Origin of the sequence: Zymomonas mobilis, from assembly GCF_006715975.1 — a bacterium.
Classification (GTDB): domain Bacteria; phylum Pseudomonadota; class Alphaproteobacteria; order Sphingomonadales; family Sphingomonadaceae; genus Zymomonas; species Zymomonas mobilis_B.
Map to the genome: position 1 here is coordinate 1 of NZ_VFOF01000004.1, position 13,775 is coordinate 13,775.

A 13,775-nucleotide genomic window follows, 5' to 3' on the forward strand; every position below is an offset into this window, starting at 1 on the left:
GTTTGAAGTAAATGAGTAAAAGTGTTTTATCGCTTAAAGCGGGGCGTCCCAGTGCGCGTAAATCCAAAGAGGTCACTTTAGCTAGCTTATCAGATGAAAAAGAACAAAAGCGTGTTAACTTTTTTATAGATAGCGATCTTCATACAAAGCTAAAAATTTATGCTGCACAACAAGGAAAAAGTATCAAAGATATTCTGACCGATTATATAAAAACGTTGCCCTTTAATTGATTGAATAATTACCATGCCTACCGGCCATGCCTTTCTCTTTCAAAGAATGCATAAGCACAAAAGTGTTATTGTATTTTTACTCCATAACCCAAATGAGTATATACTCATTTGGGTTATGTAATATTTGGCTAAATTAGGGGAAAACTAATAAATGATTTTTGTAAATTCAATAAAATAGCCGTCAAAAATTAGAACCTTATGAGGGGAGCGCTGGCTTGAAAAACTTTCTTGCGTTTATATCGAAAGCCGGCAAATCCTCTTACAATTCCAGTAATGTTTAAATTATACTAAGCAAGCGATGGCTTCTCGTCTAATAAGGTGTAGTTCCAAAAACTAACCTCTATCCAATGAGTGAGTTTGCTACGGTTTGAACCCATCTGGGTAGATAGGCGCTAATATGCTTGACGCGTCCATTCTCACAGCTAACAAGAAGCCGCAATCTCTTGCTACTGTTATCAAGCAATAAAACCCGATGCGCTATTTGTATAGCTTGAGCCAGATGGGTCATGCTCCGCCCGAAGCGCCGTTCAATATCTGCCGGAGGTACTGCATGACCGCCTCTTAATATGCGTTCAGCCACCCGGCTTCGAGATTGATGGACGCTTGATACTCCGACAAAAATTAGATTAACTTTAAATCCTCTGTCTAGAGCGTCCTTCATAAAGGCACATTCGCCTTGGCCCGATAGGGTCGTTTCGATAGCAAAGCTTTGCCCTAATTTTAGCAAGGCATGACGACGTTCGATAGCTATCCGTCCGGCCTTGCTTGCAATAGCTGGGGTCGTTTGCTGGTTAGGAGCTATCTCAAGGGCAATGTTGTCGGGATTAATAATTTCGATTCTTCTAGCTACATAACGTTGCGCAAGAGTAGACTTCCCTGCACCATTCGGGCCCGCGAATATCCATAGATGAGGCAAGCTCATAGAATTTTGATAACTTCATCACCCGCTTCATTGAAACGAACAAGTTCACGATGGCCATCAGGATATTCCTTAATCAGGAGACCTTCTGGTGTGTCGTCTTCAACATAATAGACGGGAAAGCCCGCTTCTAAGTGCTCTTGAGCAGCGGCACCATCATCATAGCTAGCAGCGATGACGATGCTATGCCAAAGGGTATCACTGTTATCAGTTGATGATTGAGGAATAGATGTCATTTTAAACCTCTACGGAGCTAATTATTTTTAATTTTACAGCACCTTTCTCATGATACAAGTATAATCACATGGGTTGCATATGTCTTGAACAAGCCTATCCGGCCGGCCTAAATTTGTTGGAAAATATTCGCTTCTTTCGATAATTTTTTATATTCTGACCTTATAGTCAAACAGACGTGTTGCAGTTTTCAATATCATCGATTTTAGGCTAATTCTGCATAACAGAATATGACTTTAATTTTAGATAGCGCCTTGGCATTCTGCCTTTTTATGAGCTACATAAATCAACGCCTCAACTCTCCAATTTTGCTAAAAACAGACAATTTGCTTAAATGCGCTGCCTTGAGCTGAAATGAGATGAGGGTATCCAGCTTGTTTTTAGCTATATACCGCTTTATAAGGCTAAATACGGAGGATTTAGGGTATGTTTGAGCCAATACGAGTGAGCAAAAATAGAGGGGTAAAAAAAGCCTGCAGTTTGGATGGCATCGAACGCAACGTGTCTGAAAAAACACTTCTGAAATAATGTTATAGAACTTGAAAGGAGTAAGTTGTTTACTCCCTTTTCTAACGGATACCTCTTTTAAGATTAAGCTGCCACTGCTCGCCATGCAGCGGCTGGACCAAAAACTGTATCTTCATCAGTGATCGTAGTCAGTCGTTTACGGTCAACACGGCCACTATAAATACCTAAATCTTTAAACGCTTTTACTTTTCCTGATTACAATTCAATAATAGATTTTTTATTTTTGGTTATTCGTGTTTTTTCTTGAAGAGATTGACGTTGCTCATTGGCGATTTTATCCATAAGCAAGCGGATATTCTTCGAAAGACTAAAGTCCTTTTGTCCTAACGCTTATCAACTGGCCTATACCTTAATTAAAATAACTCTGAATGCGACCCCAGCCGAACCAAGTGAAGCGTGGCTTCATCCGGCTTCCGGTAAATTAAAAGCAAATTAGGCTTAATGTGACATTCCCGATGGTCATTCCAGTTTCCCGTCAACGAATGATCCTTCAAACGAGGATCTAGCATAACGTCACTGGCTAGATGGGTAACGACAGGAATAAAATATTTATCTAACTGCGGATCTGACTTTCGTTCTCTTTTGTAATCGCGTTTAAATTGAGATGTTCGCTCAATCATCCGCATGAAGATCATCCATCAGAGATTGAACACTGTCGAATTTTTTTAATTTACCGGCACGTGCGTCTCTCATAGCGGCCAATGTCTTTTTGTTTGGAATCAAAGGGTCAAAAGGCAGAGCTTTTTCTTGAACGACTTTAGTGAGCATCATGCGGACAGCATCAGATACCGTCAGACCAATGCTTTCTAATATAACAGCAGCCTCCTGTTTTATCTGTCCGTTAATGCGAGCCTGTACGAGCTGATTAGCTGCCATTACTTCCTCCTATATGAATGACAATGTAATACATGTTATCATTTATATAGCTTTTTAGAAAGCATCATTCCTATTTTAGAGCAGTATGTGTCGCAGTGAATAAAAACTTCCCCCTGTTGGAAAATAACCAATATAGAATTGGGAATTGGCTATTCAGGGGGAAATGATGAGTTATTCAAACAGGCTAATCTGCTCTAATCCTCGAGCGAACTTCTGGGATAATATTTCAGCCAGATTTCTTCTCTCTTCGAGAGGAATACTCGTCTCAACAGGAGCCATTAAACCCAAAAAGAGTTTCTTAAGGCGACTACTATCAGGCAATCGGATTTTACCGGTGCAATCCTGCTGTTTTTGGATCTGATTTGTATATCTAGGCAATTTCAGAGGCGAATCTTGGATTTCGCTGGACAGCGATTGGGGTAAAGGATGGTCTTTGAACACTTGTTCAACGTATTCAATCCAGACAGGTATATTTTTATACGTCCATTCTCAAAATGAGAAATAGACTGCTGATTTACCTTAATTGAAATACCTTTTGATTCAGCAGATAAGGATGCTTCTTTTGCTAGTTTACGCGTACTCCAGCCACGTAAAGAACGCTCAGTGCGTTATCCACGCTCTCATCTTACCAATGATTTCAATATCAACATGCCTCGTCATAATATCCGTTTATACTAAAAGGATATTATTGAAATAGGCTTATCTGTTCTAAGCCTTTCGGAAGACGTTGCGCTAACACATCCGCAATATGTTGTTTTGCTTCTAAAGAAACATTTTTTCCTACAGGGATTAGTAGTCCTAGAAATAAATTCCTGAGGGAGCTTTGATCAGGCAATTTTATTTTACCTGAGCATGATTCGTCATTTTGTTTTTCTGCTTCTGGCTGTTGGTAGTGCCAGTTTGAAGATTGAGCAGAACTAAGTTCAAGAACTGGATTGTCGGCGAACGCAAACATGATATAGCGAACCCAAATAGGTTCACTTTTCAGGCGTCCAGTTTCAAGAGATGCTATCGAATATTGCTTTAATTTAATGTTAAAACCACGTTTTTTTGCTGATTTGGTTGCTTCTTCGGCGAGTTTTTGTGCTGTCCAATTCCGCAAATGACGTTCTCTGCGAACGGTAAGTCGCAGTTGTTCGAGTCTCTGAAATTCTTCTGGTGGCACTATCGTCATAAGACAATTTTAAAATTGTCTACCTTACTAAACACCAACAATTTAGGCTTATTTTAAGTTTTTTTTCAAAAGTTGTTGAATTTTATGTTTTTTAACATAAAGTGGATTCGGTAAGTAACTTTTGATAGAAAATTATGGCTGAGAATCAAACAACTTTTTTTATAAACATAAAAAATGATTATAAAAAATTAAAATCATCCGATTTAAAGCCAAAGCCAGAAAATTATGGCTGATCGGGGCGCAAGAGGTAACCGTACTCGGATAATCAGAAGTATGTGTAATGAAAGGCGACGTCGTGATTGCTTTCTATTACAGATTGCTTTTCTGCATCCGTCCCGAGAGTCATCCTTTTTCAAAGCCTCCCTAAATTCTTCAAAGAATCTAAAGCCGAAGTTGTGTCAAAATGACAATTAAAACAGCCGAAAATATGCCTTCCTTAATTGATAGCGAGATCAGCACATTCAAGCAGAAGATCAGCAACGCCATGTATCTTTATATGGGGCAGATGGAATGTGGCCTTCGCCTGTTGATGGATCGCTTGGAAGGTATTCGTCGTGCAGAAGAGACTCGCTCTTATGCTTTACTGGAAAATGTCTCAAAAGATGAATTCATAAGATTTAATACTGAAATCTTAAGTCTTATCGAGGTGATTAAGCGTTCGGCAACTACGGCCAATGAGGGCTTGAATGGCTTTATCCAAAACTTTGGTTCGTCTTTATGACCCATTGTTTTTTCAGCCTTTCCTATTTGGAAAAGACCTGTTCTTTTTTCGTCAGTTCCAATCTTGGGCTTCTGACCGAGGCCTATTCGGCAACCCCTCATCTTCTCATTGGAGAGACCGTCTTATGAGTTCTATTCATGCGACCGAAGAGCTGACTGAAAAGCTCCAATCCATTATCCATCTTGAAGAAGAAAAGGCGCGTCTGGATGACCAGATTGCCGAAGCCTATCGGGATCTGAAAGGTCAGAAATACGACATCAAGAAGGCCAAGCTTGCGGTCAGCCGTTCGCGGAAAGGGCATCCTGAAAACTCTATTCGTATTCTGATCAACCAGATCGTGAATGATCGGGCGATGAGCCGGAAGCTTGTCCCGTGATCAGAACCTGCGCCCCTTTCCTCTATCTCTCTATCTCAAATTCAGGCCTGCCACAGCGGAGAATCTTCGCTGTGGCTTTTTTGCGTCCAAGACCGGAGCCCGCACAATGACCGCCTCTTCCTCTTCAGCGACACTCTCGGATACCTCTGTCTTTTCTTTGGAGCCTGTCTCTGCGTCTTTTGAAGAAATGACGCCCGCAACCAGTCCTTTTATCGACAGGTTAGGCCGTTTCAAGCGTGGCACTTATCGAGCCATGTTGGTTGAAACGGGTATGCCATATGACAGCGCAAAGATTATGGCAGATCAGGCTGCAGAACAGCATAAAATAGACCGCGCATTCTCTAAATCAATGCCCTTGGCCAATAGCGCTCATCCTGAAATTCCGGCCTCAAATACCAATAGTGAGATTACAGCCTCTGCATCAGATTTTGACGAAATCGAATATTTTGATCAGATGGTATCAAACGGCGTTGATCCTGAAACCGCTGCCGATATTGCCCGTAAAACAGCTATTGCGAGACGTAGAGACCCTCTCGAACGATCCACCCGCTATAAAATCCGCCGTCGGATTCCTGATCCTGTGCATCGGGATTCTTATGAGGTGGGCGAACGCGAGAAGTCGGTCTGGAAGCCGGTCAATCCGCAAGAGATCGGTGCCTATTTGGAAGCGGTCGATCAATATTCGATCAAAACCAAGGGCTTAAGCGATAAGGCCGTTCGCCTTTTAAAGATGCTGTTTCGGATGGTCGACTTTAAAACTGGCCGTCTGGAGCCGACCCTCGACACAATATGCGATCGTGTCGGCTATGCCCGTGCGACGGTCGTCAAATTACTGCGGCAATTACAGGATTTAGGCTTCATCCGCTGGATACGCCGGTCAATCAAGATCAAGGCGGACGGCAAAGGCCCCCGCCGTAAGCAGACCAGTAACGCCTACGGCTTCTTGTCTCCCAAGGCTTGGCCAGAGTTGGCCAGACAGGTTTTCGAGCGTGTCATGCGCCGGAGGAATGCGCCTATTCCTGACGATATCGACCACGCCCAAGAGGCGGACAAAGCTGAAACCAAGGCTATCGTTGAAAGCTTGCCGCCCGAAGATTTCGTCAAAGCAATATCGGGCGATAAAGAGCCAACAGAGTTAACAGATTCGTTAATACAGCTCGCCAAATCTATCGAGCGGGCTGAACAACGGGAACAAGAAGAACAGGCTAAGAAGGCAGCACAGGCCGGTCAGGAAAAGGTTAAAACATCTTCCCAAACACCTAAGGAGGATACCTCAAAAAAGCCCCAAATTTCGGACAATCAACGCGAGTTCAATTCTTATACTCTATCCTGTTATAATTATTTTAATAATAACGACCATACAAAACTAAAAACCAAAGAAAAAGTTAAAGACTGCACTGCTCCTGCCACAGCAGGCAGTGCAGACGCTGTTTATGATCGAAAACCTGATAACGATCCTTTCTTCTCAACTCTCAAAGCTCGCGGTTATCGTCCCGATCAAATCAACGCTTGCCTAAATCACAGAGATAAACGGAAAAAAAACAGATGGATACCTCTGTCACCCGATGAAACCGCCCGCCTCCTTATACAAACAAGGCAGATGCGCCCATGACACCCAAAACTATCCTTCTCAAAGCACACCGCCCGTTAATCTCTCGGCGCTGCTCGCTTCGCTCACAGGCTTGGCGAAAAAGAAATTTGCCTTTCTGATAGGAATCCTTCTTACCCTATTTTAAATCTATGAAATTTCGTACAGTTAAAAACGTCTGATGTTAATCAGTGGGTTGCGAAACGGAATGCCGATGATAACCAAAGCGTGTGTTTCTGGATGTACCCGCAGACATTCATAGAAAGCTGAAACTTCAGGCCATGGATGAAGGGAAAACGATGATCACTCTAGTCCGTGAAATTTTAGCCGAAAAATTTGTCTAGGTTTTGAGGGCTATTTTACGCGATATTTTTTATTTTGCGTTAGATCAAAAATTGCGTAGAAAAGCGACATGTATGGCGGGGGCTGGTTGGGCTTGGTACCGAACGCTAAGGGTATAATAAAAAAACATCTCTCTTGATATTTTCATATCAACTGATGGGTTTTGATACTGCTTGTTTAAAAAGAATTGATCCACTTCATCGGGTATAGTTAAGAGATATACCTTTCCAAAAGCTAAAAGCTGTCTGCCCAGAGATGCCTCTACAGCAAGAAAGAAGGTATATGACCAGTGGACCACCAAGAAGAGGAAGTATTTTACTCTGAGAAGACATCCTAATGCTTTTTGGGCTTACAATCTTCCATCCGTAAACCTTGACTAAAAATGGATGATGCAGAAGATAGCCTCTATCTCTCCATCTCCTTCTGTCATGAAGGGCTGATTTACCAAACAGTTAAAGATCCAAACTTCTATCCAGCCTGTATATTCCATTGCATTTCCCTGAGCCTTCTTACTAGCTGATTGCTATAATTATACCGGTCTGATTTTTCCTACACTCTCTCTTTCAACTCCTCTACTCATAGCTAACTGAAGCCCAATCCCGAGGATAAAAAGAGGACATAGCTTTTGAGAAACAAGGGGTATTTTAACAGGAAAACAAGGAAAGCTACCAATGGACAAGGCTGCATAAATATGCATAAGAGATTTTCGGCCGTATTTTATTGAATAAAGCTATTTTAAGGCCGTATTTTAGGTTATTTATAGCTATCCTGCATAAGATCAGAAAATGCATAAAAAGCGACACCTCTACGCCGAGGGCTTGGGTGGGACTACCACTCCAAACAGGTCAAAATCATTTTTCGTAGAATCCTTATGACATCGCCTCAGGTTATGGGTTTTGAAACTCTGATTCAGGGAATCCACAATCGATATAAAAAAGGGGGCATATGCTAATTTTTTACGTTGGAGATGATAAATGACGACTAGGTTCTATTGGATCTTGATTCAATCTGCGAGGGCAGCGATATGGATGACAGTTAGGAACGAGGTTGCTGTTTTTTCGTATCTGGTAGCGACAGCGTGCCACTCTTTGAGGCGAGCCCAGATGTTTGAGATGCCGGCAACGATAAGCCCATTTATGGCAGGCGACCGGTGCATCACGTCGTTTTACAGGAATGGCTGGTCGAGCCCCCATGTCCCAGATCCGTTCACGGAAAGCATCCGAAAGCATAGCCTTTGTCAGCTATGACCCACATGGGAACAGAGAGAAGATGTTCAAGCATGACTGGCGCCATTGGCAGTTCATGAGCCTGTAGCGAAATTTATAGCTTTCCCGTGTCCATCAGCAATTACACAAACTTTCGTGCTATAGCCACCGCGAGAGCGGCCATGTCTCATCCGTAAAAGTGCCGTTTCCGTCTACTTTTTCCACCCCTATAATATAAATTAAATTTCAAGATCTAACAGGCCCTAGCTGCTCGACAGCTCGAAGTTGAATTTCTATCAACTATCTCATTGAGCTATAAGAATACGGACATCGTCCTCGACTTTATTTTGTGCAATCTAGCTAGGTTATAAGAAAATAAGGATTGTTTTGATAATTTTTTACTATTTGCAAAATGCGTTTATTTGCGAACAGTAAAAATGAACATTTTTTTTTAAATCTTGCGTTTTACCGCTATTTTATGCAACATTTCACTGTCTGTGTTAGACTACAGAATTACTGTAGGGCTAGGAGAAACGATGATATAATTTACATGCTAATAATCCTTGTTAGAGGCTTGGCATCGCCCTTCTTGCCGTTAAGCGAGTGAACGATGCCTATTATATTACAATTACATTTGACCTGCTGCTGAAAATTCAATCTTTTAAGCTGATATCGTTCTAAAACCCTATGATTTTTAAAAATGCGCTTCAAAACTCATACCAAAGGCACGAGGTTGTCCAACCTGCGCATAAGATCCAGCCCAACTGCTTCTCGCATTGTAAATAATATGCTCATTAGATAGATTTTTTGCATACAATCTTATTGTATAATGCTTCATTGTATAGGCCGCATGCATATTAAAGGTAATATAATTTCCCGCCGTAATACCTGTCCCGTTTTCAACCTGTGAGGTATAGGCCCCAACACGATTTATTATGCCTCCAAATGAAAAGCCGGATTTAAATTTTTGGTCAAAACCAAAAGTAAAGGTGGTTCTTGGCGCATTGCTGAATTTTGAGCCTTTCGCGTAACTATAATCTGTTGGAGCTTTTTGAATTTTTGTATCAAGCAAGCCAACGCCACCATACAATTTAAGCCCATTTGTTACGTGAAATTGGGCTTCTAGCTCCAACCCCATACTGCGGCCTTCTGGAATATTGACGAAGGTGTAATCCAGCAAATCCTGATAATTATGGAAGGTATTATAAAACAGGTTACCGTTGAGGCTGAAACGCCGTCCTAACTGTTCTGTATGGCCGGATAATTCATAAGTAGTAACAGTTTCTTTTTTATATTGGTAATAAAAGCCTCTGTCCCAATCAATTGCGCCACCGCCAGGGTTATAACCACGCCGAACGGTAAAGCTCATGCTATCGTGTGGGGTAAAATTATACAAAAGACCACCCTTAGGCAGAAACATAGTCGTACCACCATCAAAGTTGACAGCACCCCAGCTCATTTGGACATTACGTTTTTGTACTTCCCGTTCAATACGGGCACCAGCGATTAGGTTTAATCCCCCTATAAGGTGCATGGTGCCATCCATATAAATCGCGTAAGTATTCTCCTGATCGGGGCCATTTACGCCCATATCAGGAGAAGTAATATTTTGATTACGGTTGAAATAATACAGACCCAACACACCGTTAATCCAGCCGTTTTTAGGTGAGTATACAAAACGTTGTTCTATGGTATTGTTATTTTCTTTTAGGTTAAGTGTACCTCGAGAATTGGAACTAGCCAACTGGTTCGACTGGTTAAAGTTTGCATCGTACCACACGTGGCCATAGAGCAGTGTTGCCGTGATGGCATCTGAAATCTCGTAGCTGAGTTTGTCACTTAGTGTATTAATAGAAGAGTTGGATATACGGATATTCATATCAGGGTTGTCGAAATGATATTTCCAGAAATTTGGACCGGTAGTCTGATAGAGGTATTCCCCGTTTTGCTCTCTGTGCGAACCAACTATTTCCATTTTAAAGTTCGGCAGAGCTTTCGGTGTCCAGAGTAATTTACCACGAAAGGTAGACTGGTTTATTTCTCCAGGGTTATAGGGCCACGATTTACTCGGATATTTGATATAGCTGTTGCCATAAATTCCGTTACCAGAAAGGCTGATAGCCAACTGATCCTTTGCAATCGGGCCAGAAATAGTTACGCCAAAGCTGCCTCGGTTACCCTGACTTTCATAGCCTGCATGGACAGTACCATGCCAAGACCATGTAGGATCTTTGGTGTTCATCGTTATTGCACCGCCAATGGCGTTACGTCCTTGCGTAGTAGCCTGTGGACCACGCAGCACTTGTACCTCATCAAAGTTCCACATTCCAGAATCTGTATAACGTTGACCGCCGAAAGTTTCTGGTAGGCCATCAATAATGACAGCAGTACGGGGGCGACTACCTGACATAAGGGTAAAAATACCTCCTGCAGCACCTTCTCCACTCATACCACGAATAGCAGGCAAACCTGCAGCGTTGCCAACCATATTAGGGACACGGTTTGTGACATCGTACAAGGAGCGATACTCATCTGTATCGAGATGACGTAGTACAGTTACGGCACTATTGGTATTTTTAAGCCGATCTATGGACTGACCGACAACTACAATACTCTCTGTTTCGCTAAAATTGGGAAGAGCGCTGCCTTCCACCTCATGTAAATTTGCAGCCTGAAGCGTTGACCTGTTGGTAGAAATTTTTACAATACTAAATGTGTTTTGACCTACCATTTTGTAGGTTAGTCCTGTGCCGGACAGAAGTTTTTTCAAACCTTCTGTCGGAGAAAATTTGCCTGTAAGATCTGTATTTGTGTGCTGGTCTATGCTTACAGACGCTACTGTAATTTGAACGTGAGCCTGATGGCTGAAGGTTGAAAGTGCATCGAGCAATGGACCTGACGAAATGTGAAAAGAACACAGATTGCCAGATCCTGGTGTATTGGCTCTTGCTGGCTCAACCATCATTCCTACTGTGGTGAAAAAAAGGCCAAGAGATCCTACCATTACGCTATGAGCCCAAAAACGGCGAACTACCATCTCAATCGAAAATCCTGTATTATGCGAGACATTTTGAAAGTGCTAATGTTTCGCAATTTCATATAATTACCTAGAGATAGACGCGAATGGATTTTCCTGTAAATTTGTAATTTTTTTCGTTTATATGATTTTTGATAGCTATCAGCACATACTGAGGAACCTGCCAACTATGCAGAGCTAATTCCCAATGTTTAGAGAGCTCTTCTTACAATGTTAAAAGAGTACGCCTTAGAGAATTTGTTCGTCATGTTATGGAGCTGCGTCGTTTCTGCATCCGAGAGATTGTTTTTTATCTTTCAGTTTCACGGATCTGGCTACACAGATTTACACCGTCGGCAATAAGGTGTTGAGTAAATGAGACTGACAGCTCCAGCCGAGCCGCTATTTCTCGCAGTTTTAGCCCTTCAAAATGGTACATTTTTATAGCTGCCCCCTGACGAATAGGCATACTGTCAATAATGTTAAGTAGCTTGTTCATTTGCTGCCGCGCATTTGCTATCTGTTCCGGCGAAGGTGCTGGATCTGCCACGGAGGCACAGACATGTTCGAAGTCTGCGTTGTCTATTTTTTCTAACTGGCTGCGCTTACGGCTAAACTGAAATAGGTTTCGCATAATAGTTTTAAAATAGCTTACAGGTGCCGTAATCTCTGGCGTGCGGCATTGTGCAAACCGTATCCACGCATCTTGTACTAGGTCTTCTGCATTTTGCGGGCCACCTGTTAGACGTCCAGCATAAATTAAAAACGCGGTGCGGTGAGTTTGATATAATCTATGCGATACTCGCTTTGAATCCAATGTTGTATCTCCTCTCTCCCATTATATGATAATAATTATCATTTTCAATATTTTATTCATTTTTACATACAAAATGCCTATCAATTTTAATAAAAATTTGTTTGTAATATTTAATAAGTAAGGCTGCATTCTAAACAGCTTGAGAATACGGTATTTGGTTTATATCAGGCATTTTTTTTGCTAATTTAACCTAGCCTATTCCGTAATAAGAAATCATATTTTTTCAGATAGGACGCAATATATTATCGTCCATATTTTTATGATGATTGAATTATCAAAGAAAAAAATATAAAAATTTATCTTGAAATATATCTTGAAATATATCTTAAAATATATATCTTAAGAATTATGAAAACACATTCTAAAAATAGCCACTCCTTTCATCACAGCCCTCATGCAGAGGACTCGGTAATAAAAAAACAAGATCGACTAGATCATTTTAAAAAGCCCTTTTCTGGAGAAGGCTCTTATGCCTGTGGACGACATGAACATCCTTTTGGTCGAGGAAGAGGCCACAGCCATGGAGGAGGTTTTAAACGTCATTTTGGTGGCGGTAATAATTTTCCGGTAGGTCGGAAGTTAAGCTCCAATGAACTCCAGCTTATTCTTTTGGCCTTGCTGGAGGAAAAATCAGCTCACGGTTATGATTTGATCCGTCAATTAGAGGCACTTTCTGATGGATTCTATGTGCCTAGTCCGGGGATGGTATATCCAGCTTTGACCTATCTTAGTGAAGTCGGCCATACCGATATTGAACAGGAAGGCAGCAGGAAACTTTACAGACTAACAGACCTCGGCAAAGAATATCTGAACAGCCAGCGTCAACAAGCTAATGATATTTTGGAAGCCTTGGAGACGGTTGGCCATAAGATGGCTAATATTCGCGAAGCTTTTTCAGATAAGGCTGATGATGAAACGTTATCAGATGCTACGCGCCAAGCTCATCATCGACTTAGATCCGTTTTAAAAGCCAAACGCCATTCTTCCTCAGATGTTTTACAGAAAATAATTTCTGTCTTGAACAAGGCAACTGCCGAAATATCTGATATTTCATAATTGTCATAATAATAACAAGTTAAAATATTAGCATAATATTTTGGCTTGTTATTATGTTTTTAGTAACAATATACTTTGTATTTTTTGAATTTATTATTTGGCGCTTCTTTGTATTTAGGAATCTGCGCCTCTGATATTTTTAATCACTATCGACACAGAAAACGCGGGCATCATGATCAGTATCCACGTAACGGGAATAACGATCGCAATCATCACCGCGACTAAGTTAGCCAGATATTCTGCTTTTTGAGTGGTTATCGTCAAAAGACTGGATCAGATAATTATAATCCACTCAATTTGACAGATTGATAGGTCCTGAGCTTAGACGCCATGGTCGTGCGTAAAGAATTCCAAGATGATGGACAATTTTACATGAATAGATCAGTTAAATTATAATTTGTTTTAGTACAAAAATTTATCTGATCTTATTCATATTTGTTATTTTAAATTAAAAAATATTTTGATTTTTCTTTAGTTGTTAAAAGGGATATTAGATTCCGGAGTTTCTATATCTGAAATTGGTTTTATTCCTTTACAATATCCATATAATTTTTTCCCCCTTATAAGAGCCTTTACAAAAGATAGTGCATCCGCTGAAGCTCCATTAACTGCCCCATTATGAGTTAGCCCACGGTATTTCTTCCAGATGACCTTGGTGCCTGCATCACACATAGCTGCGACTGCGTTTATACT

The 13,775-nt window shown here is 41.2% G+C and carries 13 protein-coding genes and 2 pseudogenes; 5 read left to right on the plus strand and 10 right to left on the minus strand.

Features of this window, described 5'->3' with window-relative positions; translation table 11 throughout:
* Positions 1-11 precede the first annotated feature (11 nt).
* On the plus strand, positions 12-230 hold the full coding sequence (locus FBY58_RS08900; RefSeq protein ID WP_011078109.1) for a plasmid partition protein ParG: 219 nt from the start codon (positions 12-14) through the stop codon (positions 228-230).
* Positions 231-570: 340 nt separating this feature from the next.
* On the opposite strand, the gene FBY58_RS08905 is transcribed toward FBY58_RS08900, so the two are convergent.
* The 6 genes from FBY58_RS08905 to FBY58_RS08930 form a co-directional block, all read right to left on the minus strand.
* The gene (locus FBY58_RS08905) at positions 571-1,152 is read right to left on the minus strand and encodes an AAA family ATPase (RefSeq protein WP_141920697.1); all 582 of its coding nucleotides are present in this window, start codon (positions 1,150-1,152) and stop codon (positions 571-573) included.
* Positions 1,149-1,385 (minus strand): hypothetical protein, encoded by a 237-nt coding sequence (locus tag FBY58_RS08910; RefSeq protein ID WP_141920698.1) that lies wholly within the window; start codon positions 1,383-1,385, stop codon positions 1,149-1,151. Before FBY58_RS08910 ends, FBY58_RS08905 begins: the two co-directional genes overlap by 4 nt.
* Positions 1,386-2,264: 879 nt before the next feature.
* The gene (locus tag FBY58_RS08915) at positions 2,265-2,537 is read right to left on the minus strand and encodes a type II toxin-antitoxin system YafQ family toxin (RefSeq protein WP_141920699.1); all 273 of its coding nucleotides are present in this window, start codon (positions 2,535-2,537) and stop codon (positions 2,265-2,267) included.
* On the minus strand, positions 2,524-2,787 hold the full coding sequence (locus FBY58_RS08920; protein ID WP_141920700.1) for a type II toxin-antitoxin system RelB/DinJ family antitoxin: 264 nt from the start codon (positions 2,785-2,787) through the stop codon (positions 2,524-2,526). Before FBY58_RS08920 ends, FBY58_RS08915 begins: the two co-directional genes overlap by 14 nt.
* Positions 2,788-2,958: 171 nt before the next feature.
* Positions 2,959-3,165 carry a hypothetical protein gene (locus FBY58_RS08925; RefSeq protein WP_141920701.1) on the minus strand — a complete coding sequence of 69 codons (207 nt, stop codon included), beginning with the start codon at positions 3,163-3,165 and terminating at the stop codon, positions 2,959-2,961.
* Positions 3,166-3,472: 307 nt separating this feature from the next.
* Positions 3,473-3,961, minus strand: coding sequence for a hypothetical protein (locus FBY58_RS08930; protein WP_141920702.1), 489 nt, complete (start codon positions 3,959-3,961; stop codon positions 3,473-3,475).
* A 403-nt stretch (positions 3,962-4,364) separates the two neighbouring features.
* Here FBY58_RS08930 and FBY58_RS08935 point away from each other — a divergent pair, with 403 nt between their 5' ends.
* The 3 genes from FBY58_RS08935 to FBY58_RS08945 all read left to right on the plus strand — a co-directional run bounded on the left by FBY58_RS08935 (position 4,365) and on the right by FBY58_RS08945 (position 6,670).
* Positions 4,365-4,682: a hypothetical protein gene (locus FBY58_RS08935; RefSeq protein ID WP_141920703.1), complete on the plus strand. Its 318-nt coding sequence runs from the start codon at positions 4,365-4,367 to the stop codon at positions 4,680-4,682.
* The gene (locus FBY58_RS09595) at positions 4,648-5,058 is read left to right on the plus strand and encodes a hypothetical protein (protein ID WP_260432190.1); all 411 of its coding nucleotides are present in this window, start codon (positions 4,648-4,650) and stop codon (positions 5,056-5,058) included. Before FBY58_RS08935 ends, FBY58_RS09595 begins: the two co-directional genes overlap by 35 nt.
* Positions 5,059-5,164: 106 nt before the next feature.
* Positions 5,165-6,670, plus strand: a complete 1,506-nt coding sequence (locus FBY58_RS08945; protein ID WP_141920705.1) for a helix-turn-helix domain-containing protein — start codon at positions 5,165-5,167, stop codon at positions 6,668-6,670.
* A gap of 1,321 nt (positions 6,671-7,991) precedes the next feature.
* Here FBY58_RS08945 and FBY58_RS09600 read toward each other — a convergent pair.
* From FBY58_RS09600 to FBY58_RS08960, 3 genes and pseudogenes are all read right to left on the minus strand, one after another.
* Positions 7,992-8,375, minus strand: a pseudogene (locus tag FBY58_RS09600) (transposase); the annotation flags it as partial.
* 512 nt (positions 8,376-8,887) lie between these two features.
* Positions 8,888-11,230 (minus strand): TonB-dependent receptor, encoded by a 2,343-nt coding sequence (locus FBY58_RS08955; protein WP_141920706.1) that lies wholly within the window; start codon positions 11,228-11,230, stop codon positions 8,888-8,890.
* A 289-nt stretch (positions 11,231-11,519) separates the two neighbouring features.
* Positions 11,520-12,026 (minus strand): RNA polymerase sigma factor, encoded by a 507-nt coding sequence (locus tag FBY58_RS08960; RefSeq protein ID WP_141920707.1) that lies wholly within the window; start codon positions 12,024-12,026, stop codon positions 11,520-11,522.
* 348 nt (positions 12,027-12,374) lie between these two features.
* Here FBY58_RS08960 and FBY58_RS08965 point away from each other — a divergent pair, with 348 nt between their 5' ends.
* Entirely contained in the window at positions 12,375-13,082 is a 708-nt protein-coding gene (locus FBY58_RS08965) for a PadR family transcriptional regulator (protein WP_141920708.1), read from the plus strand.
* Positions 13,083-13,553: 471 nt separating this feature from the next.
* Here the strand turns inward: FBY58_RS08965 and FBY58_RS09395 are convergent.
* Positions 13,554-13,775, minus strand: a pseudogene (locus FBY58_RS09395) (hypothetical protein); the annotation flags it as partial.

Bases quoted from the DNA above. Each gene is read 5' to 3' on its own strand.
- FBY58_RS08920 (WP_141920700.1), bottom strand. From the start codon at position 2,787: ATGGCAGCTAATCAGCTCGTACAGGCTCGCATTAACGGACAGATAAAA.
- FBY58_RS09595 (WP_260432190.1), top strand. From the start codon at position 4,648: ATGGCTTTATCCAAAACTTTGGTTCGTCTTTATGACCCATTGTTTTTT.
- FBY58_RS08955 (WP_141920706.1), bottom strand. From the start codon at position 11,230: ATGGTAGTTCGCCGTTTTTGGGCTCATAGCGTAATGGTAGGATCTCTT.
- FBY58_RS08905 (WP_141920697.1), bottom strand. From the start codon at position 1,152: ATGAGCTTGCCTCATCTATGGATATTCGCGGGCCCGAATGGTGCAGGG.
- FBY58_RS08910 (WP_141920698.1), bottom strand. From the start codon at position 1,385: ATGACATCTATTCCTCAATCATCAACTGATAACAGTGATACCCTTTGG.
- FBY58_RS08965 (WP_141920708.1), top strand. From the start codon at position 12,375: ATGAAAACACATTCTAAAAATAGCCACTCCTTTCATCACAGCCCTCAT.
- FBY58_RS08945 (WP_141920705.1), top strand. From the start codon at position 5,165: ATGACCGCCTCTTCCTCTTCAGCGACACTCTCGGATACCTCTGTCTTT.
- FBY58_RS08915 (WP_141920699.1), bottom strand. From the start codon at position 2,537: ATGCGGATGATTGAGCGAACATCTCAATTTAAACGCGATTACAAAAGA.
- FBY58_RS08900 (WP_011078109.1), top strand. From the start codon at position 12: ATGAGTAAAAGTGTTTTATCGCTTAAAGCGGGGCGTCCCAGTGCGCGT.
- FBY58_RS08935 (WP_141920703.1), top strand. From the start codon at position 4,365: ATGACAATTAAAACAGCCGAAAATATGCCTTCCTTAATTGATAGCGAG.
- FBY58_RS08930 (WP_141920702.1), bottom strand. From the start codon at position 3,961: ATGACGATAGTGCCACCAGAAGAATTTCAGAGACTCGAACAACTGCGA.